We start from the raw sequence: 20,767 nt of genomic DNA on the forward strand, positions 1-20,767 counted from the left end.
GCGGGCGGTCAGCCCACCGAACCTTCCAGCGAGACTTCCAGCAGCTTCTTGGCTTCCACCGCGAACTCCATCGGCAGTTCGCGGAACACCTGCTTGCAGAAGCCGTCGACGATCATCGACACCGCGTCTTCCTGGCTGATGCCACGGGCGCGGCAGTAGAACAGCTGGTCGTCGGAAATCTTGGAGGTGGTGGCCTCGTGCTCGACGGTGGCGCCCGGGTTCTTCACCTCGATGTAGGGGAAGGTGTGCGCGCCGCACTGCTTGCCGATCAGCAGGGAATCACACTGGGTGTAGTTGCGCGCGCCATCGGCATTGCGGTCCACACGCACCAGGCCGCGGTAGGTGTTCTGGCCGCGGCCGGCGCTGATGCCCTTGCTGACGATCTTGCTCTTGGTGCGCTTGCCGACGTGGATCATCTTGGTGCCGGTGTCGGCCTGCTGGCGGTGATGGGTCAGCGCCACGGAGTGGAACTCACCGACCGAGTCGTCGCCCAGCAGCACGCAGGACGGGTACTTCCAGGTGATCGCCGAGCCGGTTTCGACCTGGGTCCAGGTGACCTTGCTGCGCGCACCACGGCACTCGGCACGCTTGGTGACGAAGTTGTAGATACCGCCGACGCCGTTCTCGTCGCCCGGGTACCAGTTCTGCACGGTGGAGTACTTGATCTCCGCGTCTTCCAGCGCGACCAGCTCGACCACCGCAGCGTGCAGCTGGTTCTCGTCGCGCATCGGCGCGGTGCAGCCTTCCAGGTAGGACACGTAGGCCTTGTCCTCGCACACGATGAGGGTGCGCTCGAACTGGCCGGTGTGGCCGGCATTGATGCGGAAGTAGGTGCTCAGTTCCATCGGGCAGCGAACGCCCTTGGGAATGAACACGAAGCTGCCATCGGAGAACACCGCCGAATTGAGCGCGGCGAAGTAGTTGTCGCCCACCGGCACCACGGTGCCCAGGTACTGGCGGACCAGTTCCGGGTGTTCCTTGATGGCCTCGGACATCGAGCAGAAGATGATGCCCTTCTCGGCCAGTTCCTTGCGGAACGTGGTGCCGACGGACACCGAGTCGAACACCGCGTCCACCGCCACGCCGGCCAGCTTGGCACGCTCGTGCAGCGGCACGCCCAGCTTGTCGTAGGTGTCCAGAAGTTCCTTCGGCACGTCATCCAGCGAGGCGTACTTCGGGCCCTTCGGCGCGGAGTAGTAGCTGAGCGCCTGCAGGTCGATCGGCGCGATCTCCAGCTTGGCCCAGTCGGGCATCGGCATGGTCAGGAAGTGGCGGTAGGCGTCCAGGCGCCACTGCGTCATCCACTCCGGCTCTTCCTTCTTGGCCGACAGGGCACGGATGGTGTCCTCGTCCAGGCCCGGCGGCAGGGAGTCCGATTCGATCTCGGTGATGAAGCCGGCCGAATACTTGCGGCCGAGCTGCTCGTGGATCTCGCGGTTGGGGGTGTCGTCGTGGGCGACGTTTTCGATGGTTTCGGTGGCCATGGGGGGCTGCCTACGGATCAGGAGACGACGTCGACAGCGATGGTGCGGCGCTGTTCGTCATCGGCAAGGGGGAGAGGGGGCAGGATCTGCGCAAGGGTGACATCGCGCAGGGCCTCGGAGACCACGTCGTTGATCAACCGCCAGCTGCTGCGCGCGCCGCACTTGGGCGCCATGCCGCACTGGTGGTGGTCGTGGCTGCATTCGGTCAGGGCCAGTGGCCCTTCCATCGCTTCGACCACTTCGAACAGCGAGATCTCGATGGCCGGGCGGGTCAGGCGGTAGCCGCCACGCACGCCGCGCAGGCCTTCAACCAGGCCGGCCTGGGCCAGCGGCTTGAGCACCTTGCTGACGGTGGGCGGCTCCAGACCGGTGAATTCGGCCAGCTCGGTGGCACTGAGCACCTCGCCCGGACGGGCGGCGAGCACGGTCAGCACGACGGTGGCGTAATCGGTGAGTTTGGTGACGCGCAACATGGGGATGCGAGTGGTTCTTAAAGCGGACTGAAATTGTACGCTTTTATTCGCCGCCATCCAACCCGGGCATTCAGCCGGCGCTGGGGCCGGGCCGGGAGGACACACCGGGGCCGTTGCCAGGGCGCAATGCTGCGCCAACGGGGTGATTTTCGCAATCACCCGGAATGGGCGAGAATCCCTGTTCCATTCGCTGCAAACAGCCCGTGCCGATGCCGAAGAAGATCCAAGCCCGCAAGTCCGCCATCCATGGCAACGGCGTGTTCGCCGTGGCCCCGATCAAGCAGGGCGAGCGCGTGATCCAGTACAAGGGCCTGCTGCGCAGCCACGGCGACGTTGATGCCGATGACAGCGGCGACGTCGAAAGTGGCCATACCTTCCTGTTCACCCTCAACGACGACTGGGTGATCGATGCCAACTACAAGGGCAATGACGCGCGCTGGATCAACCACAGCTGCGACCCGAACTGCGAGGCGGTGATCGAGGAAGACGAGGACGGCGACAGCCGCGGCGACAAGGTGTTCATCGAGGCGCTGCGCGATATCAAGGCCGGCGAAGAGTTGACCTACAACTACGGCATCACCCTGGCCGAGCGTCACACCGCCAAGCTGAAGAAGATCTGGGAATGCCGCTGCGGCTCGCCCAAGTGCACCGGCACCATGCTGCAGCCCAAGCGCTGACCCGCAGCGGGTAGTGCCGGCCGCTGGCCGGCACACATGTGAAAAGCGTGCCGGCCAGCGGCCGGCACTACCTTACTTACCCAGCACGCCTGCCGGCACCAGGTTGCCCAGGTTCTGGTTGAAGGTGACCACCAGCTTGCCGTTCTTCACCTGCGCCGACTGCACCTGCAGCGCGCCGAGCAGGCCGGCCACGGCCGGGTCCAGCTTGTAGATCGGTTCGCGCTGGGCGTAGTCGCTCAGCCAGGCATTGAGCAGGCCGCGGGTGCGCGAATCGAGACGACCGCCCTGGTTGGCCGGGGTGAAGTCATCCACGCTCGGCTGCTGCAGGTGGAAGCCCTGGGTCTGCGCGTCGTAGCGCAGTCCACTGCTGAGCTTCACCGTGCCCAGCTTGGCCGGGTTGCCACCGGCGGTGGCCAGTGCCACATCCATGCCCAGGTTCAACCGTTCGCCGGCCGGAAGGCTCAGCTGTGGATGGCTCATGGTCAGCGCGATCAGGCCGCCGAGGGCGTCCTGGGTGCGTGGGAAGCTGCCATCGAGGTACTGCTGCACGTCACTGGCGCCGACCGACAGTTCGCGGCCGGAGATGGAAGGGGCGGCCTGGGCGCCGATCGCAGCGGCGATCAGCACGGTGGAGGCCGCGAGGCGGGTCATCAGGGAACGCAGGCGCATGGCGGTGACCGGTGGATATGAATGGACGAATCAAAGAGTAGCCGTGCCGGCTGAATCGCGCGTGCATGCCGCTGCAACGGTTCAGTCCAGCGTTGGCCGCAGTTGCGCCGACTGGATCTGCCAGGCGCGGCCATCGGCACGGGGTTGCACCCGGTACCAGCCACCGAAGCGGAAGGTGCCCTCAGGGGTCACTGCGCGGATCTGCACCGGAACCTCCAGCAGCTGCGGTGGCTGGTGACCGTCGCGCGCGATCGGTAGTTCGCTGGTCAGGCGCAGGCTGCGCACGTCCGTGAGCTGGCGCAATGCGGCATCGTCGGCGCGTCGTGCATCGCTGGGCGGGAATGTCCACGCGGCGTCGACGGCCTTGCGATCGCGATTGAGCAGGGCCATGACATAGGCATTGAGCATTCCCGCCGGCAGCTCGGCCTCGGCCGCGACGGCGGCAAACAGGGGATCGACATCGATGGCCTGCACGGCCGGTGCATCGCCTTCTGCGGCGGTCTGTGACTTCGTGCGGGCAGCCGCCTCGGCCGTGGCCGACGGTGTGGCATCCGCTGGATCGGATTGCGATGTCGGCCGGGAACAGGCCAGCAGCACCAGCGGTGCGAGCAGTATCAGGAACCTGCGCATGTCTGCCTCCTCCCCGAGGCGAACGGAAGGAGGCAGTGTATCGGCTGTTCCGCGATCAGCGGGAGGAGGGCAGCTGTTCCAGTGCATCCAGCGCCGGCAGCACCTGCGTGGCGATGGCGGCCAGGGCATGCCCTTCGGTGTCGGCGTGGCGCTGCACGATGTCGCGCAGCAGCTGGGTGGCGATCACCAGGGTCGCGCGCTCGTCGCCGCTGATACCAGCGGTGCGCGGCGCCGCTTCCAGCAGGCGCATCAGGTCGCGGCTTGCGCGATGTTCCAGTTCGATGGTGCAGCGCCCGGTGCACTGCAACCCGTCCTTTTCGATGGGGGTCACCGAGATCCGGTAGCGGGTGGAGGGGCTGGCCATGAGGGTGTGCTCGCCGTAGCTGTGGAGGATGTGCCCACCTTAGGCAAGGCCGTGCCCGGCGGCGATGGCCGGGGCTGCACGCAGTGTTCCACCCGGTACGTTCCGGGGCCGCAACGGACCACGCCCAGCCAATGGCGACGGGCCTGTACGCGCATTCCCGGGGATGCGGCAACGCTGTGTTGCGGGCTGTGGTTGGGACAAAAAAAACGGGACGGCCAGAGCCGTCCCGTCGGAATCCGCGTTGGGGCGCGCGCTTACAGCGCGGCGTCCTTCAGCTTCTTCAGCGGACGCACCTTCAGCTTGGTGGTGGCCGGCTTGGCGGCGAACCACTGCTCTTCCTTGGTGAACGGGTTGATGCCCTTGCGCTTCGGCTTGGCCGGCACATTGACGGTGGTGATCTTCAGCAGGCCCGGCAGGGTGAAGGAGCCAGCGCCCTTCTTGTGCACCGAGGAGGCGACGGCGCTTTCAAGCGAGGCCAGCACAGCGCGGACGTCCTTGGCGATGACGCCGGAGGCTTCAGCGATGTGTGCAACCAGGCCGGACTTGGTCAGCACTTCCTTGATCGGCTTCGGAGCGGCCGGCTTGGCGGCTGCCTTCGTCGCGACTTTCTTCACTGCCTTCTTCGGGGCAGCCTTCTTAGCGGTCTTTGCCATGGTTTCCTGTTCCGTGAACGGTTGGTTGTTTGGTCGGCGCCGAACCCCGTCGGCAAGCGCAATGTAGGGCAACTCTCGGGCGCCGCCAATAGCCCGAAGCGCGGAAAGTGCATGTTTTTTCATATCCAGGCCGATTCAGTACATGGCCGGCAGTGGGGGAAGGGGGTGTGGCAGCATGCGCGATGGCTGGTGCCCCTCCATCGGTGGAATGCGCGAAACCACTGAAAACAAGGGGGAAATGCGCAGATGGCTGGTGAAGAAGTGTCCATCTGCCCGGTTCCCGGCGGACGTTCGGCATGCGGCGGAGCGACGCAGGGCTAACGCGTGCCGTGCGAGGGTGACCGTTCATCACCGCCACGCAGGAGCAGCATATGGGAATCTCGCGACACGCCACCGCGCACTGGGAAGGCGATCTGAAGTCGGGCAAGGGACAGTTGAGCACGCCGCAGAGTGGGCTGCTGGACAAGACCCGCTACGGCTTCAACAGCCGCTTCGGTGACGAGAAGGGCACCAATCCGGAAGAACTGATCGCTGCCGCGCACGCCGGCTGTTTCACCATGGCGCTGTCGGCCAAGCTCGGCGAGGCCGGCTTTACCCCGACCTCGCTGGATACCGAAGCCAAGGTCGATCTGTCATTGGAGGGCGGCCCGCAGCTGTCGCAGATCCGGCTGAAGGTGAAGGCGGTGGTGCCGGGCATCGACGCGACGCAGTTCCGTGCGATTGCCGATGACGCCAAGCAGAACTGCCCGGTATCCAAGGCGCTGAGCGCAGTGCCGATCAGCCTGGAAGCCGAGCTGGGCTGAGCGGCCGTTACCTGTAGAGCCGAGCCCACGCTCGGCTCTACCGCTTGCGGATCACCAATCGATGGTGCCGCTGATCACCGTCTGCACCTGGCCGCCCGACCAGACCTCGCCGTCCTCGTCGACCAGCAGCGTCAGGCGTGCATCGTGGCCGACTTCGCGGCCCTGGCTGACTTCGAACGGTGCACGACCACGGGGCAGGGCATCGCGCAGGTCCAGCCATGCGGCCAGCACGGCGTTGGCGGCACCGGAGGCGGCGTCCTCGAAGCGGCGTCCATTGCCGACGAAGGCACGTACCGCCAGATCGAAGCCCTCACCACCATCGCTGAAGGCATAGGCGAACACGCCCATGCTGTCGGTGGACTCGGCCAGTGCGGCCACCGCATCCCAGTCCGGCTGCAATGCGCGCAATGCGGCCTCATCGGCCACCTGCACCACCCACCAGCTGCGTCCGCCCTGCATCCGCGCCGGCGGCAGCGTGCCCAGCGGCCAGTCCTTCAGTGCGGCCTGCAGGCGTGGATCGGTCGCCTCGGCAGTCTCGGCCAGCTGCGCGCGCGGCGTGCGGATGGCGATGCGCTGCTGCGCACCTTCACCGCTGACGCGCAGCGGCAGGGCACCGGCAATGCCGTCCTGTACCAGCACACCATCGACCGCTGCGGCCAGGCCGGCCTGCAGCACCGCATGCGCGGTGCCGACGCTGGGGTGGCCGGCAAACGGAACTTCCTTCTGCGGGCTGAACATGCGCAGCCGGTAACTGGCACCGGCGACCTGCGGCGGGAACACGAAGGTGGTTTCGGGCAGGCGCGTCCAGCGCGCGATGGCCTGCATGCTGGCGTCGTCCAGGCCCTCGGCATCGAGCACCACGGCCAGCGGATTGCCGGCGCCGGCGCGCGGGGAAAACACATCCAGCTGCAGGAAACGGCGGGTGGACATCAGGCGGCACTCCAGTAAACAGGCCGCATAGCGTAGCGCGGGGCACCAAAAAGGGGACGGAGGGAATTAAGTCGCTTTTGCCCCATGTGCCATAAGCGACTTAATTCCCTCCGTCCCCTTTTTTCCGTGGGCTACCAGCGGATGTGGCCGTCGATGACCGGCTGCACCTGGCCGCCGATCCAGACCGTGCCCTGCGCATCGACCTGCACCTGCACGCGGCCATCGCGGCCGACTTCGCGGCCCTGGCTGGCCACGTAGTGGCCCTCGCGGCCGGGCAGGGCATCGCGCTGCCGCAGCCAGGCACCGATCAGGGCATTGGCGCTGCCGGTCACCGGGTCCTCCGGTACGGCGGCCGCATCAGCGGGGCAGAAGGCGCGCACCACCCGGGTGTGGTCGGTGCCAGCTTCGTCGGCGAACACGGCCAGGCCGGTGGCATCAGTGGCGAGGCTCCAGTCGGCCAGTGCGGCCATGTCCGGCACCAGGTTGCGTACGGCGGATGCGTCGCGCAGCGGCAGCAGCCACCAGCGTGCGCCGTTGTCCCAGAGTTCGGGCACGTGCCCGTTGGCGGCGAGGGCCAGCAGCGCTTCGGGTGCTCCGTCCGCCGCTGTGTCCAGATGTCGCGCCGGTGGGCTGGCCAGCTGGATCTGCAGTGCCTCGGCCGGGCCGCTCACCCGTACCGGCAGCAACCCCGCAGCGCATTGCTGCAGCAGGGCACCGTCGCGTGGTTGCGCCAGGCCGCAGGTCACCGCCGCCCAGGCGGCGCCGACGCTGGGGTGGCCGGCAAAGGCCAGCTCGCGGGTCGGGGTGAAGATGCGGATGTGGTAATCGGCGCCGGGCGCGCTGGGGCGCAGGAAGAACACCGTCTCGGACAGGTTCAGCCAGGCGGCCAGGGCCTGCATCTGGCTGCTGGAGAGCCCGTCGGCGTCCAGGATGGCGCCCAGTGGGTTGCCGGTGCCGGGGCGGGGGGCGAAGACATCGAGCTGCAGGTAACGGAGGACGGCCATCTACGGGGATATTGCGCTTAGAATCAAAGGTTCCGCCCCCGAGGGCGGCTTCCCCACATTCTACATAGCCAATCCATGTCAGCTTCCCCCCTTGTCGATCGTTGGATCGTACTGAAGTTCGGCGGCACCTCGGTGTCGCGTCGTCATCGCTGGGACACGATCGGGAAGCTGGCGAAAAAACGTGCGGAAGAGACCGGCTCGCGCGTGCTGGTGGTGGTGTCGGCGCTGTCCGGGGTCACCAACGAACTGACCGCAATCGCCGATGGCGCGCCGGACAGCCGTGATCGCGTGGCGGCGCTGGTCGAACGCCACGAGGCCTTCCTGGTTGAACTCGGCCTGGGCCGCGAGGTGCTGGCCGAGCGCCTGGCGGCGCTGCAGGGGCTGCTCGACGACGCGCGCGCGGCCACCCGGCCGCTGCAGTGGCAGGCCGAAGTGCTGGGCCAGGGCGAACTGCTGTCCTCCACCCTGGGCGCGGCTTATCTGCACGCTTCGGGCCTGGACATGGGCTGGATGGATGCCCGCCAGTGGCTGGACGCGATGCCGCCGCAGCCGAACCAGAGCGACTGGTCGCAGCGGCTGTCGGTGAACTGCCAGTGGCGTGCCGATGCGGAGTGGATGCAGCGCTTCCGCGCGCAGCCGACCCGCCTGCTGATCACCCAGGGCTTCATTTCGCGGCATGCCGATGGTGGTACCGCCATCCTCGGCCGTGGTGGCTCGGATACCTCGGCGGCGTACTTCGGTGCGCTGCTCGGTGCCAGCCGCGTGGAGATCTGGACCGATGTGCCGGGCATGTTCAGTGCCAACCCGAAGGACGTGCCGGACGCGCGCCTGCTGACCCGCCTGGACTATTACGAGGCGCAGGAAATCGCCACCACTGGCGCCAAGGTGTTGCACCCGCGCTCGATCAAGCCGTGCCGCGATGCCGGCGTGCCGATGGCCATCCTCGATACCGAGCGCCCGGAACTGCCGGGTACCAGCATCGATGGCAGTGCTGCGCCGGTCCCGGGCGTGAAGGCGATCAGCCGCCGCAACGGCATCGTGCTGGTGTCGATGGAAGGCATCGGCATGTGGCAGCAGGTCGGCTTCCTGGCCGATGTGTTCAACCTGTTCAAGAAGCATGGCCTGTCGGTGGACCTGATCGGTTCGGCCGAAACCAACGTCACCGTATCGCTGGATCCGTCCGAGAACCTGGTCAACACCGATGTGCTGGCCGCGCTGTCGGCCGACCTGTCGCAGATCTGCAAGGTGAAGGTGATCGTGCCGTGCGCAGCGATCACCCTGGTTGGCCGCGGCATGCGTTCGCTGCTGCACAAGCTGTCGGACGTGTGGGCCACGTTCGGCCGCGAGCGCGTGCACATGATCTCGCAGTCGTCCAACGACCTGAACCTGACCTTCGTCATCGACGAAGCCGATGCCGATGGCCTGCTGCCGATCCTGCACGCCGAGCTGATCGACAGCGGTGCGATGCCGGTGGAAGAGACCGAAGTGTTCGGCCCACGCTGGCGCGAGATCGCCGGCACCGTGCGCCCGCGTGGCACGCCGTGGTGGCGGGGCCAGCGGGCGCACCTGCTGCAGCTGGCCGACGCCGGTACGCCGCGCTATGTCTACCACCTGCCGACCGTGCGCGCCCGTGCCCGCGCGCTGGCCGCGATCAAGCCGATCGACCAGCGCTACTACGCGATCAAGGCCAACAGCCACCCGGCCATCCTGCAGCTGCTGGAAGCCGAGGGCTTCGGCCTTGAGTGTGTATCGCACGGCGAACTGAAGCACGTGTTCCAGCACCTGCCGGAACTGTCGCCCAAGCGTGTGCTGTTCACCCCCAGCTTCTGCCCGCGCAGCGAGTACGAAGCCGCGTTCGCGCTGGGCGTGACCGTCACCGTCGACAACGTCGAAGCGCTGCAGCGCTGGCCGGACCTGTTCCGCAACCGCGAGCTGTGGCTGCGCGTGGATCTGGGCCGTGGCGAAGGCCACCATGCCAAGGTCCGTACCGGCGGCAAGGACTCCAAGTTCGGCCTGCCGATCGCCCGCGTCGATGAGTTCGTGCGCGCGGCCACCGATCTGGGCAGCCGCGTGGTCGGCCTGCACGCGCACCTCGGCAGTGGCGTGGAAACCGCGCAGCACTGGCGCCTGATGTGCGATGAGCTGGCCGGTTTCGCCCGCCGCATCGGCAGCGTGCACACCATCGACATCGGCGGTGGCCTGCCGATTCCGTACAGCGACGAAGACGAGCCGTTCGACCTGGACGCCTGGGCCGAGGGCCTGGCCGAGGTCAAGGCGCTGCATCCTGCATTCCGCCTGGCGATCGAGCCGGGCCGCTACCTGGTGGCCGAATCCGGCGTGCTGCTGACCCATGTCACCCAGGTGGTGGAGAAGGACGGCGTGCGCCGTGTTGGCCTGGATGCCGGCATGAACGCACTGATGCGTCCGGCCCTGTACGACGCCTGGCACGACATCGAGAACCTCAGCCGCCAGGGCGGCTATGCCGAAGCGGCGTTCGATGTGGTCGGCCCGATCTGCGAATCCAGCGATGTGTTCGGCAAGCGCCGCAAGCTGCCGGTGTCGACCGCGCCGGACGACGTGATGCTGATCGCCGATGCCGGCGCGTACGGCTATTCGATGGCCAACACCTACAACCAGCGGATGCTGCCGCGCGAAGACGTGATCGAATGACCACCGCGCGCGCCCTGCACCCGCCCACCGACACGCCCCGCGCAGCTGCGCGGGCCCGTGCCTGACCGGATACACCATGACTGCTTTCGATAAACACCAGGTTTCCCGCTTCCGCTTCGTCCGCTGCGAATTCGCTGCGGACACCGGCGTGGCCAAGCTGGTCTACGCCTTTGATGACGGCCCGGAGATGGTGGAAACCATCACCGTGCCGGGCGCCCCGTTCGTGCTGGACGAAGCGCGTACCGCCGCTGTGCAGCGCGCGCTGCAGCTGCTGCACCTGATCGCCGGTGTCAGCTACTACAAGGCGGGCGTGCCGGAGACGGTCAGCATCGACAGCTACGCCATCGATGCCGATACCGCTGCGCTGGTGGAGACGGTCTACCTCAACGGCCTGGGTGAATTCGCGTACCGCAATGGCCTGAACCTGCGCGGGCGCTTCCGCCTGCCGGTGCAGGGCGAGGCAGTGCAGGCGCCGGTGCTGGGCCTGCAGCCGCACGCGCTGGTGGCGATCGGTGGTGGCAAGGATTCGCTGGTCAGCATCGAAGCGTTGCGCCGTGCCGGCGTGGACGAGACGGTGACCTGGATCGGTGGCTCGCAGCTGATCCGTGCCTGCGCTGAACGCACCGGCCTGCCGACGCTGAACCTGGGCCGCGCGCTGGCGCCGGAACTGTTCGAGCTGAACCGCCAGGGTGCGTGGAACGGGCATATCCCGGTCACTGCGGTGAACTCGGCGATCATGGTGCTGGCCGCGCTGCTGCAGGGCGTGGACCAGGTGGTGTTCTCCAATGAGCGTTCGGCCAGCTACGGCAGCCAGATTCCGGGCACCGGCGAAGTGAACCATCAGTGGTCCAAGGGCTGGGCATTCGAGCAGGCGTTCGGCAGCCATGTGCAGACGCACGTAGCGGCGGACCTGCAGTACTACTCGCTGCTACGCCCGATGTCGGAGCTGGCGGTGGCCCGCCAGTTCGCCAAGACCGACTTCTACGACGCGCATTTCTCCAGCTGCAACCGCAACTTCCACATCCTCGGCGAGCGCCCGGTGAACCGCTGGTGCGGCGTCTGCCCGAAGTGCCACTTCGTGTTCCTGGCGCTGGCCCCGTTCATGCCCAAGACGCGCCTGGTGCGCATCTTCGGCCGCAACCTGCTGGATGATGCCGAGCAGGCCGGTGGCTTCGATGCGCTGCTGGAATTCCAGGACCACAAGCCGTTCGAGTGCGTGGGCGAAGGCCGCGAATCGCGTGCGGCGATGGCGACCCTGGCACAGCGCCCGGAGTGGAAGGAAGACGTGCTGGTGAAGCGCTTCTGCAATGAGATCCAGCCGCAGCTGGATGCCGCCGAACTGGAACTGGCACCGCTGCTGCAGCTGCAGGGCGAGCACCGCGTTCCGGCTGCGCTGTGGGAACGGGTGCGTGAAGATTTCGAAGCTTGAAGGAAAGCGCGTTGCGCTGTGGGGCTGGGGCCGTGAGGGCCGCGCCGCGTTTGCGGTGCTGCGCGAGCGCCTGCCCACGCTGCCGCTGAGCCTGTTCTGCCCGGCGGCAGAAGTCGAGGCCGCACGCGCAGAAACGCGGGGCGCGCTGGATGTGCGTGGCGAGCCTTCTGCTGAAGCGCTGGCCGCGTTCGACGTGGTGATCAAGTCGCCCGGCATCAGCCCCTACCAGCCGGTAGCGCTGGCCGCGGCGGGGCAGGGCACCACCTTCATCGGTGGCACCGCGCTGTGGTTTGCCGAACATGCAGGTGCCGATGGCATCGTGCACGACACCGTGTGCGTGACCGGTACCAAGGGCAAGAGCACCACCACCGCGCTGGTCGCGCACCTGCTGCGTGCCGCCGGCCACCGCACCGGCCTGGTCGGCAACATCGGCCTGCCGCTGCTGGAAGTGCTGGACCCGCAGCCCGCACCCGCGTACTGGGCGGTGGAACTGTCCAGTTACCAGACCGGCGAAGTGGCGCGCAGTGGCGCCCATCCGCAGGTAGCGGTGGTGCTGAACCTGTTCCCGGAGCACCTGGATTGGCACGGCAGCGAGCAGCGTTACATCGAGGACAAGCTGCGGCTGGTGACTGAAGCCGCACCGCGGATCGCCGTGCTCAATGCCGCCGATCTGCATCTGGCTGCGCTGTCGCTGCCCGATAGCGAAGTGGTCTGGTTCAACCAGCCGCAGGGCTGGCATATGCGCGGTGACATCGTGCATCGCGGCGAGCAGGCCGTGTTCGATACCCGCAACACGCCGCTGCCGGGTCACCACAACCGCGGCAACCTTTGTGCGGTACTGGCGGCGCTGGAAGCGCTGGGGCTGGACGCCGTGGCGCTGGCACCGGCGGTGCAGGATTTCCGTCCGCTGCCGAATCGCCTGCAGCGCATCGGCGCGGCCGATGGCCTGACCTACGTCAACGATTCGATCAGCACCACGCCGCATGCCAGCCTGGCCGCGCTGGAGTGCTTCGCCGGGCAGCGCATCGCGTTGCTGGTGGGCGGGCATGACCGTGGCCTGGACTGGACCGATTTCATGCAGCACATGGCGCACGACGTGCCGCCGGTGGAGATCGTGACGATGGGCAGCAACGGCCCGCGCATCCACGCGATGCTGCAGCCGCTGGCCGATGCCGGTCGCTTCGGTCTGCACGCGGCGGCGGATCTGCCCGAGGCAATGGCGCTGGCACGTGCCGCGTTGGGTTCTGAAGGCGGGGTGGTATTGCTGTCGCCGGGCGCGCCGAGCTTTGGTGCCTACCGGGATTACGTGGCGCGTGGCCGTCATTTCGCTGAGCTGGCTGGGTTTGACCCGGAGAGCATCAGCGCGATTCCCGGGCTGGGTATCGCTTGAAGGTAGTGCCGGCCGCTGGCCGGCAACCTCCGGAGAAATTCATCCACGCATGGCGTGGATCTACTGCTCCTCATCGATGAACGCGTAGCCGCCCTCGATCAACTGCTGCAGGTACGCATCGAAGCTGGGCGCGATCACCGCATAGCTGTCCGGATCGTGAAGGTAGCGCACCACCTGGCCGACCGTACCGCCCGGCGCGGGATCAAAATCCAGGTACAGCATCGAGGTGCCGCCGTTGTTCATGCAGTGCGAGAAGCACAGGCGGCGGTTCATCGGCAGATCGGCGTCGATGCCCTCACCCAGGATCTCCGGCTCGTCATCCAGCCACTCTTCGTAGATGGAACGGATGCTGTCGTCCCACTGCTGCTGGTCCTCGAAGATCTGCGCGACCGAGCGCAGGTAGTAGGGGTAATCGCCCACATCTGAACCCAGCATCAGCACGCAGACCTCGCCGCCGGGGTACTCGCGGAAATGGGTGCCATCCACGCGGGACAACAGTTCCGCCAGGCTGTCCGGCACCTGCGGCCACTGCGCACGCAGGCGCTGCAGGTCTTCGGCGCTGGCGCCCTGGACCCAAGCCCACTGGGCGGCATCCTCGGCAGGCAGACGCGGAACAAGGCCAGACAGGAAGCGATCAACAAGATTCATGCGAAAAAAGGGGACGGAGGGGATTAAGTCGTATCCAACCACACCTGCGTCACGTCGCCAATGCAGAATGCGACGCGGGAGGGGCGAATACGGCTTAATCCCCTCCGTCCCCTTTTTCTTGCGGAGCAGGCGCATGAATCGTTGGCGATGCGGTGTGGCGGTGATGCTGGGGCTGGCAGCGATGCCGGCGTGGGCGGCGATGAAGACGCAGCCGGTGGAGTGGAAGCACCAGGGCACGACTTTCAGCGGCGTGCTGGTCTATGACGACGGCGACAACGATAAGCGCCCCGGGCTGGTGATGGTGCCGAACTGGAAAGGCGTGAACGAATCGGCGGTCGCGAAGGCCAAGCAGCTGGCCGGCGATGACTACGTGGTGCTGGTGGCCGATGTCTACGGCAAGAGCGTGCGGCCGAAGACCGATGCCGAGGCCGGGCCGGTGGCCAGCAAGCTGCGCAACGATCGGCCGCTGCTGCGTGCGCGTGCACTGGAGGCGGTGAACGTGCTCAAGGCGCAGGCCGGCAAGGCGCCGCTCGATGCCAGCCGGATCGGTGCGGTGGGCTTCTGTTTCGGTGGCACCACGGTGCTGGAGCTGGCCCGTGCCGGTGCGCCGCTGGCAGGGGTGGTCAGCCTGCACGGCGGGCTGGGTTCGCCGCTGCCGGCGCAGGCTGGTGGCAGCCACCCGTCGGTGCTGGTGCTCAATGGCGCCGACGACACCAGCGTGACCGCCGAGGACATCGGCAGCTTCCAGAAAGAAATGGACGCGGCCAAGGTCGATTGGGAATTCACCAACTACAGCGGCGCGGTGCACTGCTTTGCCGAGCGCGATGCCAACAGCCCGCCGGGCTGCCAGTACAACGAGCGCGCGGCGAAGCGTGCGTGGAAGGCGCTGGATGAGTTCTTCGAGGAGCGCTTCCGGTAAACAAACGCGTGCCGACCAACGGTCGGCACCCACCGGAATGCCAGTTTGGTGGGTGCCGACCGTTGGTCGGCACGCCTCAACCCATCAATGCGAGCGCTGCACCGCGTAGCGGGCCAGGCCGCGCAGGGCAGCCACGGCATCATTGTCGGCCAGGCAATCGAGCGCACGTTCGGCGGCTTCGGCATATTCCTCGGCGCGACGGCGGCTGTACTCGAGGCCGCCGGTGGCGCGGATCGCGGCCAGCACTTCCGGCATCGCCGAGGCGTCGCCGTCCTGCACGATGGTGCGCAGGCGTTCGCGGGTGGCGGCGTCCGAATGGGCCATGGCATGGATCAGGGGCAGCGTGGCCTTGCCCTCGGCGAGGTCGTCACCCAGGTTCTTGCCCAGCTCCTCGGCATTGGCCGAATAGTCCAGCACGTCGTCGGCAATCTGGAACGCGTAGCCCAGGTGCATGCCGTAGTCGAACAGGGCCTGCTGGGTGGCTTCATCCACGCCGCTGGCCAGCGCGCCCAGGCGGGTGCCGGCGGCGAACAGCACCGCGGTCTTGCGCTCGATCACGCGCAGGTAGGCGGCTTCGTCGGTATCCGGGTTGTGCACGTGCAGCAGCTGCAGCACTTCACCCTCGGCGATGCGGTTGGTGGCATCGGCCAGGATCTGCATCACCGACATGCGCTCCAGCTCGACCATCAGCTGGAAGCTGCGCGAGTACAGGAAGTCGCCGACCAGCACGCTGGGCGCGTTGCCCCACAGGGCGTTGGCGGTGCTGCGGCCACGGCGCAGGCTGGATTCGTCCACCACGTCGTCGTGCAGCAGGGTGGAGGTGTGGATGAACTCGATGATCGCCGCCAGCTGGTGGTGGTCCGGGCCGGCCTGGCCGACCGCATGGCCGGCCAGCATCACCAGCATCGGGCGCAGGCGCTTGCCGCCGGCGGAAATGATGTGGTCGGCGATCTGGTTGATCAGCACGACGTCCGAGGACAGGCGGCGCCGGATCAGGGCGTCGACGGCGGCCATGTCGGCCGCGGCAAGCGACTGGATCTGGGGCAGGCCCAGGGCGGGACGGGTGTCTTCGGTGATGGTCATGCGATCAGGCTTTCAGGCTCATCGCTGATTATAGGCGTTGCCTGTGAATTCGGGCGCAAACCGGGCAGGCCGGCGTCCGCGGCCCGGCCACGGATGCCGCCTGCGTGAATACGTATGCAGGTTGCGCCATGCCCGTGAGGCCACCGCTAAGCTTGCGGCATCAGGATTTCGGCCCGCTCCCGGCGGGTCCCGCACGCCCGGAGGGGGGCTGTCGATGTCGCACTATCCATGGTGGCGCGGAGCCGTCATCTACCAGATCTACCCGCGCAGTTTCCTTGACGCCAACGGCGACGGGGTAGGCGACCTGCCGGGCATCATCCAGCGCCTGGACCACATCGCAACGCTGGGCGTGGACGCGATCTGGATCTCGCCGTTCTTCAAATCGCCGATGGCCGACTTCGGCTACGACATCGCCGACTACCGCGACGTCGACCCGCTGTTCGGCAGCCTGGACGACTTCGACCGCCTGCTGGCCAAGGCGCACGGTCTGGGCCTGAAGGTGATGATCGACCAGGTGCTGAGCCATACCTCGATCGAGCACGCCTGGTTCCGCGAGAGCCGACAGGACCGGACCAACCCCAAGGCCGACTGGTACGTGTGGGCGGACCCGCGCGAGGACGGCACGCCGCCCAATAACTGGCTGTCGCTGTTCGGCGGCGGCGCCTGGCAGTGGGAGCCGCGCCGAGAGCAGTACTACCTGCACAACTTCCTGGTCGACCAGCCGGACCTGAACTTCCATCACCCGGACGTGCAGCAGGCCACCCTGGACAACGTGCGATTCTGGCTGGACCGCGGCGTGGATGGCTTCCGCCTGGATGCGATCAACTTCTGCTTCCATGACGCGCAGCTGCGCGACAACCCGGCCAAGCCGGCGGAGAAGCGCTTCGGTCGCGGCTTCAGCCCGGACAACCCGTACGCCTACCAGTACCACTATTACAACAACACCCAGCCGGAGAACCTGCCGTTCCTGGAGCGGCTGCGCGCGCTGCTGGACGAGTATCCGGGGGCGGTCAGCCTGGGTGAGATCTCCTCGGAGGACTCGCTGGCCACCACTGCCGAGTACACCCGCGATGGCCGCCTGCACATGGGCTACAGCTTCGAGCTGCTGGTGGACGATTACAGCGCGGCCTACATCCGCGACACGGTCTCGCGGCTGGAAGCGGCAATGACCGAAGGCTGGCCGTGCTGGGCGGTTTCGAATCACGATGTGGAGCGGGCGGTCAGCCGCTGGGGCGGCCACCCGGCTGACCCGCGCCTGGCGAGGATGCTGGTGGCGATGCTGTGCTCGCTGCGCGGCTCGGTCTGCCTGTACCAGGGCGAGGAACTGGGCCTGGCCGAGGCCGAGGTGCCGTTCGAGGCCCTGCAGGACCCCTATGGCATCACCTTCTGGCCCAACTTCAAGGGCCGCGATGGCTGCCGGACCCCACTGCCGTGGACCGACGCGCCGCTGGCCGGTTTCACCGCCGGCCAGCCGTGGCTGCCGATTCCGCCCGAGCACCGCGCCGCGGCCGTGGCGGTGCAGGAGCGCGACCCGGACTCGGTCCTGGCTGCGTTCCGCGGGTTCCTGGCCTGGCGGCATAGCCAGCCGGCACTCCTGCATGGCAGCATCCGATTCATCGAAAGCGCTGAGCCAGTGCTGCTGTTCGAGCGTATGCTTGCAGATGAAACCCTCCTGCTGGCCTTCAACCTGTCGGCCGAGGCGGTGAGCCATCCGCTGCCGCCGGGCAACTGGCAGCAGGTGGCGGTGCCGGGCCCGGATGCGGGTACGGTGCAGGGCAATGAACTCCAGCTGCCGCCGCGCGCGGTGTATTGCGCCCGACGCAGCTGACCGTTTTCTCCGGTGGCGGTACTTGCGGGGACGGGGCCGAAGCGCCCCGTCCCTTTTTTGTGGGTGGGCTTCCGGCGAAAGGCATCCACGCATGGCGTGGATCTACCCAGAGACACCCCAACCAGTAGATCCACGCCATGCGTGGATGGGCCTTGCCGACCAATGGCCGGCATCCGCGCAAAAGAAAACCCGCTGCCTGCGCAGCGGGTTTCCGGTCCTGCTCCCTTTGTGTTGCCGGCCAGCGGCCGGCACTACCGGGTCCGGGTTGCCGGGCGCGGCCCGGCGCTACCTCAGAACTTGTAGTTCACGCCCAGCATGTAGGTGCGGCCCCACTCGATGTATTCCAGCGGGCGGTCCTTGCTGCCGGCGTAGGTGCGGTACGGCTCGTTGGTCAGGTTGCTGCCCTGCAGCAGCAGGGTCAGCCCGCGCAGGCTGCTGCTGTCGCTGAAGGTGTAGCTGACCTGTGCATCGGTCACGTTCTCGCCCACCACGTAACGCAGGGTGCGATTGCCGTTGAAGTTGCCGATCTCACCGATGAAGTCCGAACGGCGGCGCTGGCTCACACGTGCTTCAAAGCCGCTGCGTTCGTAGTAGGCGGTGAAGTTGTACACGCGCTTGGACAGTCCCGGCAGGCTGATCGGGTCGGTGCCCACACTGGAGGCGCTCTCCGGATCCAGGATGGTGATGTCGCTCTTGTTGAAGGTCGCGCTGGCCTGCACGCCGAAGCCGCGCAGGCTGTCGGTCAGCATCTCCAGCGGGAACGACCCGGTCAGCTCCAGCCCCTTCAACGTGCCGCCCTTGCCGTTCTGCGGCGTGGAGAAGGTGCCGGTGGACAGCACCGGTGCGGTCATGCCCGGCGGTGGCACGTAGTTGCCGAGCAGGCCGCTGAAGTCGTAGTTGTCCACCGACTGCGTGTAGACGTAGCTCTTCAGGTCCTTGTAGAAGATCGCCGCAGCCACGTAGGCCTTCTCGCCGAAGTACTTCTCATAGGACAGATCCAGCGCGGTGGCGCGCCACGGATCCAGCAGCGGATTGCCACCGCTGCCACCGGGGCGGCCGTTGTTGGTATCCACGCCGAATTCCAGGCCGGCACGCATCTGGTCCACGCGCGGGCGCGCGACCTGCTTGGCGGCGGCGAAGCGCAGCGTCTGCTGATGCGGGAACATGAACACCAGGTTCAAGCTTGGCAGCCAATCCTTGTAGGTCTTGCCGGCAGAGAAGGGCTGGATGTTGCTGCCCGCCGGCTGCGAGCTGTCCCAGTAGCGCGAATCCGAGCTCTGGTCGGTGTGCTGCATCTGCACGCCGATGTTGCCGCGCACGCCGACCACGCCGATGTCGGTGTTGATGTTCAGGCGTGCCCACGCCGTGGTGATCTTCTCCTCGACCGTCCAGGATTTCGGAATCAGGTAGTCCAGGTTGTCGACCGGGTTGAAGGTCATGTAACGACCGACGGCTGCCGGCACATTCCACGACGGGATGTAGCCGATGCCGGCGAAACCGAGGTTGACCGGGCGGTACTGCAGGTCCGGTGCGATGGTGGATTCGCCTTGGGCGCCGAGCAGGATGTTGCCTTCGGCCTGAGCCTTCTGCTTGCGACGGTCGGCATAGTTCACGCCCACGTCCACATCCGAGAACCAGCTGGACATGGCCTCGGGAACCGGCAGCGTCGCCGCCAGCTTGGCACCCTTCAAGCGATCTTCCACCTCCGGCACCTTGCCATAGCCGGAACCATAGATCGTGTTGGTCAGGAACAGGCTGTCCGGATTGGAATAGTCGCGCCCCGGCGTGATCTGCGAGAAGCTGTTGTTGTTCACCACCAGCCCGATCGTGTCGAACTGCGGGCGCGGCACCAGCTGCAGGTTGTTTTCCAGGTTGATCTCGCGGCGGGTCGCCTTGGAGTAGTTCAGGTCGGCGACCAGCTTCACGCCACCGACGTTGAACTCGTTGTTCCAGCCGAACGCATCGATCTTGTCCTTCCGCTTGTTGTACATGCCGCGCACCAGCGGGTACGCATTGTTGATCGTGCCACCGGTGAAGCTGCCATCGGCATTGCGACCGACATTGCTGAACACCGGCAGGATCGCGTTGGGATTGTTGCTGTCCTCGCCGTTGCCGCTGAGGCTCAGCTCGAACTGGTTGGCGGTGTCGATCTGCTCGGCTTCGGTATGGAACGCATCGAAGGTGCTGGTCCAGCTGTTGCTGGGGCGGAACTGGATCGTTGCCATCACGCCGTCGCGCTTGTTGTTGCCGGTACGGCGCAGCGCCTTGATGCCATCGGTGAAGTAGGTGCCAGGTGCGATTCCGCGACGCTCGCCCTTGTCGGTGTGTTCGGTGGTCCAGGGCTCGTACAGGCCGACCTGGTTCTCCTGGATCGGCATGTCGCTGTGCGCATAACCAATGGCGATGCCCAGGGTGTTGTCGAAGAACTGGTCGATGTAGCTGGCGCTGAAACGGTTGCCATACGGGTCGATGTTGGCAGCGCGGCCCAGGGAGCTCTTCTGGTAGCGGCCGCTGACCGCGATCACGCGCTCGCCGAAGCTGAGCGGGCGTGCGGTCTGCATGTCGATGGTGCCCGACAGGCCCTGGCCGACCAGCGCCGCGTCCGGGGTCTTGTACACGGTCACGCCGTTGACCAGCTCGGACGGGTACTGGTCGAATTCGACGCCGCGGTTGTCGCCGGTGCTGACCACTTCACGGCCATTGAGCAGGGTGGTGGCGAAGTCGGGCGACAGGCCACGCACACTGATCACCTGCGCACGGCCGGCCACGCGCTGGGCAGCCAGGCCGGGCAGGCGCGAGATGGATTCGGCGATGCTGACGTCAGGCAGTTTGCCGATGTCTTCGGCGGAGATCGCTTCGACCACCGAGGTGGCGTCCTGCTTGATCGCGATTGCGTTCTCGATGCCGCGGCGGATGCCGGTGACCTGCACCGTATCCAGGTTGGTGGCGGCGGTGGCGGCCGGCGTGGTGGTGCTCTGCGTGGACTGTGCCGACGCCAGCGTCGGCGCCAGGACAACGGCCAGCGCGATGCTCAGCGCGCTGCGCTTGTGGTTCAACATTTTCCCCTCCCAGGCAATGTTGCAGATCGATTCGTGAACGTCCCGGAGTGACCG

Annotated in this window: 18 protein-coding genes; 7 read left to right on the forward strand and 11 right to left on the reverse strand. The window is 66.8% G+C overall.

From position 1 onward, the window contains the following. Positions 1–8 precede the first annotated feature (8 nt). Together sufB and ACZK33_RS05695 are read right to left on the reverse strand one after the other, a co-directional pair. On the reverse strand, positions 9–1,484 hold the full coding sequence (gene sufB, locus ACZK33_RS05690) for a Fe-S cluster assembly protein SufB (RefSeq protein ID WP_043396952.1): 1,476 nt from the start codon (positions 1,482–1,484) through the stop codon (positions 9–11). 17 nt (positions 1,485–1,501) lie between these two features. Next, positions 1,502–1,957, reverse strand: a complete 456-nt coding sequence (locus tag ACZK33_RS05695; protein WP_005408436.1) for an SUF system Fe-S cluster assembly regulator — start codon at positions 1,955–1,957, stop codon at positions 1,502–1,504. Positions 1,958–2,166: 209 nt separating this feature from the next. Between ACZK33_RS05695 and ACZK33_RS05700 the strand changes: the two genes are divergently transcribed. After that, complete coding sequence (locus ACZK33_RS05700) at positions 2,167–2,634, forward strand: SET domain-containing protein (RefSeq protein ID WP_012479369.1); 468 nt, start codon at positions 2,167–2,169, stop codon at positions 2,632–2,634. A 72-nt stretch (positions 2,635–2,706) separates the two neighbouring features. On the opposite strand, the gene ACZK33_RS05705 is transcribed toward ACZK33_RS05700, so the two are convergent. From ACZK33_RS05705 to ACZK33_RS05720, 4 genes are all read right to left on the reverse strand, one after another. Then, the gene (locus ACZK33_RS05705; protein ID WP_012510326.1) at positions 2,707–3,303 is read right to left on the reverse strand and encodes a YceB family lipoprotein; all 597 of its coding nucleotides are present in this window, start codon (positions 3,301–3,303) and stop codon (positions 2,707–2,709) included. Positions 3,304–3,384: 81 nt separating this feature from the next. Continuing rightward, the gene (locus ACZK33_RS05710) at positions 3,385–3,933 is read right to left on the reverse strand and encodes a hypothetical protein (protein ID WP_317217213.1); all 549 of its coding nucleotides are present in this window, start codon (positions 3,931–3,933) and stop codon (positions 3,385–3,387) included. Positions 3,934–3,988: 55 nt separating this feature from the next. Then, positions 3,989–4,297, reverse strand: a complete 309-nt coding sequence (locus ACZK33_RS05715) for a DUF3861 family protein (protein WP_032129232.1) — start codon at positions 4,295–4,297, stop codon at positions 3,989–3,991. Between the two features lie 254 nt (positions 4,298–4,551). Continuing rightward, positions 4,552–4,950 (reverse strand): HU family DNA-binding protein, encoded by a 399-nt coding sequence (locus ACZK33_RS05720; protein WP_010483539.1) that lies wholly within the window; start codon positions 4,948–4,950, stop codon positions 4,552–4,554. A gap of 371 nt (positions 4,951–5,321) precedes the next feature. Here ACZK33_RS05720 and ACZK33_RS05725 point away from each other — a divergent pair, with 371 nt between their 5' ends. After that, complete coding sequence (locus ACZK33_RS05725) at positions 5,322–5,753, forward strand: OsmC family protein (protein ID WP_005408443.1); 432 nt, start codon at positions 5,322–5,324, stop codon at positions 5,751–5,753. Between the two features lie 51 nt (positions 5,754–5,804). Here ACZK33_RS05725 and ACZK33_RS05730 read toward each other — a convergent pair whose 3' ends face one another. Continuing rightward, complete coding sequence (locus ACZK33_RS05730; protein WP_423174933.1) at positions 5,805–6,683, reverse strand: PhzF family phenazine biosynthesis protein; 879 nt, start codon at positions 6,681–6,683, stop codon at positions 5,805–5,807. A gap of 131 nt (positions 6,684–6,814) precedes the next feature. Beyond that, on the reverse strand, positions 6,815–7,687 hold the full coding sequence (locus ACZK33_RS05735) for a PhzF family phenazine biosynthesis protein (RefSeq protein WP_423174932.1): 873 nt from the start codon (positions 7,685–7,687) through the stop codon (positions 6,815–6,817). Positions 7,688–7,762: 75 nt separating this feature from the next. Between ACZK33_RS05735 and ACZK33_RS05740 the strand changes: the two genes are divergently transcribed. The 3 genes from ACZK33_RS05740 to murD all read left to right on the forward strand — a co-directional run bounded on the left by ACZK33_RS05740 (position 7,763) and on the right by murD (position 13,176). Further along, complete coding sequence (locus tag ACZK33_RS05740) at positions 7,763–10,357, forward strand: bifunctional aspartate kinase/diaminopimelate decarboxylase (RefSeq protein ID WP_100437481.1); 2,595 nt, start codon at positions 7,763–7,765, stop codon at positions 10,355–10,357. A gap of 76 nt (positions 10,358–10,433) precedes the next feature. Then, positions 10,434–11,786, forward strand: a complete 1,353-nt coding sequence (murL, locus tag ACZK33_RS05745; RefSeq protein ID WP_049398826.1) for a UDP-N-acetyl-alpha-D-muramoyl-L-alanyl-L-glutamate epimerase — start codon at positions 10,434–10,436, stop codon at positions 11,784–11,786. After that, complete coding sequence (gene murD, locus ACZK33_RS05750) at positions 11,767–13,176, forward strand: UDP-N-acetylmuramoyl-L-alanine--D-glutamate ligase (protein WP_423174931.1); 1,410 nt, start codon at positions 11,767–11,769, stop codon at positions 13,174–13,176. Before murL ends, murD begins: the two co-directional genes overlap by 20 nt. A gap of 60 nt (positions 13,177–13,236) precedes the next feature. Here murD and ACZK33_RS05755 read toward each other — a convergent pair whose 3' ends face one another. Further along, positions 13,237–13,824 carry an SMI1/KNR4 family protein gene (locus ACZK33_RS05755; RefSeq protein ID WP_423174930.1) on the reverse strand — a complete coding sequence of 196 codons (588 nt, stop codon included), beginning with the start codon at positions 13,822–13,824 and terminating at the stop codon, positions 13,237–13,239. Positions 13,825–13,957: 133 nt separating this feature from the next. Here ACZK33_RS05755 and ACZK33_RS05760 point away from each other — a divergent pair, with 133 nt between their 5' ends. Beyond that, positions 13,958–14,743, forward strand: a complete 786-nt coding sequence (locus tag ACZK33_RS05760; RefSeq protein ID WP_423174929.1) for a dienelactone hydrolase family protein — start codon at positions 13,958–13,960, stop codon at positions 14,741–14,743. An 84-nt stretch (positions 14,744–14,827) separates the two neighbouring features. Here ACZK33_RS05760 and ACZK33_RS05765 read toward each other — a convergent pair whose 3' ends face one another. Next, on the reverse strand, positions 14,828–15,826 hold the full coding sequence (locus ACZK33_RS05765) for a polyprenyl synthetase family protein (RefSeq protein ID WP_423174928.1): 999 nt from the start codon (positions 15,824–15,826) through the stop codon (positions 14,828–14,830). Between the two features lie 214 nt (positions 15,827–16,040). Here ACZK33_RS05765 and ACZK33_RS05770 point away from each other — a divergent pair, with 214 nt between their 5' ends. Then, on the forward strand, positions 16,041–17,654 hold the full coding sequence (locus tag ACZK33_RS05770) for an alpha-glucosidase (RefSeq protein ID WP_100437487.1): 1,614 nt from the start codon (positions 16,041–16,043) through the stop codon (positions 17,652–17,654). 290 nt (positions 17,655–17,944) lie between these two features. Here ACZK33_RS05770 and ACZK33_RS05775 read toward each other — a convergent pair whose 3' ends face one another. Then, a complete protein-coding gene (locus ACZK33_RS05775; RefSeq protein ID WP_423174927.1) occupies positions 17,945–20,713 on the reverse strand; it encodes a TonB-dependent receptor in 2,769 nt (922 codons plus the stop codon). Between the last annotated feature and the right edge of the window lie 54 nt (positions 20,714–20,767).

This window comes from Stenotrophomonas sp. 86156_Sma, from assembly GCF_056481625.1.

Excerpts from the sequence above, each read along its gene's own strand:
- ACZK33_RS05770 (WP_100437487.1), top strand. The coding sequence starts at position 16,041 with ATGTCGCACTATCCATGGTGGCGCGGAGCCGTCATCTACCAGATCTAC.
- ACZK33_RS05765 (WP_423174928.1), bottom strand. The coding sequence starts at position 15,826 with ATGACCATCACCGAAGACACCCGTCCCGCCCTGGGCCTGCCCCAGATC.
- ACZK33_RS05710 (WP_317217213.1), bottom strand. The coding sequence starts at position 3,933 with ATGCGCAGGTTCCTGATACTGCTCGCACCGCTGGTGCTGCTGGCCTGT.
- ACZK33_RS05730 (WP_423174933.1), bottom strand. The coding sequence starts at position 6,683 with ATGTCCACCCGCCGTTTCCTGCAGCTGGATGTGTTTTCCCCGCGCGCC.
- ACZK33_RS05700 (WP_012479369.1), top strand. The coding sequence starts at position 2,167 with ATGCCGAAGAAGATCCAAGCCCGCAAGTCCGCCATCCATGGCAACGGC.
- ACZK33_RS05755 (WP_423174930.1), bottom strand. The coding sequence starts at position 13,824 with ATGAATCTTGTTGATCGCTTCCTGTCTGGCCTTGTTCCGCGTCTGCCT.
- murL (WP_049398826.1), top strand. The coding sequence starts at position 10,434 with ATGACTGCTTTCGATAAACACCAGGTTTCCCGCTTCCGCTTCGTCCGC.
- ACZK33_RS05760 (WP_423174929.1), top strand. The coding sequence starts at position 13,958 with ATGAATCGTTGGCGATGCGGTGTGGCGGTGATGCTGGGGCTGGCAGCG.
- ACZK33_RS05695 (WP_005408436.1), bottom strand. The coding sequence starts at position 1,957 with ATGTTGCGCGTCACCAAACTCACCGATTACGCCACCGTCGTGCTGACC.
- ACZK33_RS05740 (WP_100437481.1), top strand. The coding sequence starts at position 7,763 with ATGTCAGCTTCCCCCCTTGTCGATCGTTGGATCGTACTGAAGTTCGGC.
- ACZK33_RS05775 (WP_423174927.1), bottom strand. The coding sequence starts at position 20,713 with ATGTTGAACCACAAGCGCAGCGCGCTGAGCATCGCGCTGGCCGTTGTC.
- sufB (WP_043396952.1), bottom strand. The coding sequence starts at position 1,484 with ATGGCCACCGAAACCATCGAAAACGTCGCCCACGACGACACCCCCAAC.
- ACZK33_RS05720 (WP_010483539.1), bottom strand. The coding sequence starts at position 4,950 with ATGGCAAAGACCGCTAAGAAGGCTGCCCCGAAGAAGGCAGTGAAGAAA.
- ACZK33_RS05725 (WP_005408443.1), top strand. The coding sequence starts at position 5,322 with ATGGGAATCTCGCGACACGCCACCGCGCACTGGGAAGGCGATCTGAAG.
- ACZK33_RS05715 (WP_032129232.1), bottom strand. The coding sequence starts at position 4,297 with ATGGCCAGCCCCTCCACCCGCTACCGGATCTCGGTGACCCCCATCGAA.
- ACZK33_RS05705 (WP_012510326.1), bottom strand. The coding sequence starts at position 3,303 with ATGCGCCTGCGTTCCCTGATGACCCGCCTCGCGGCCTCCACCGTGCTG.
- ACZK33_RS05735 (WP_423174932.1), bottom strand. The coding sequence starts at position 7,687 with ATGGCCGTCCTCCGTTACCTGCAGCTCGATGTCTTCGCCCCCCGCCCC.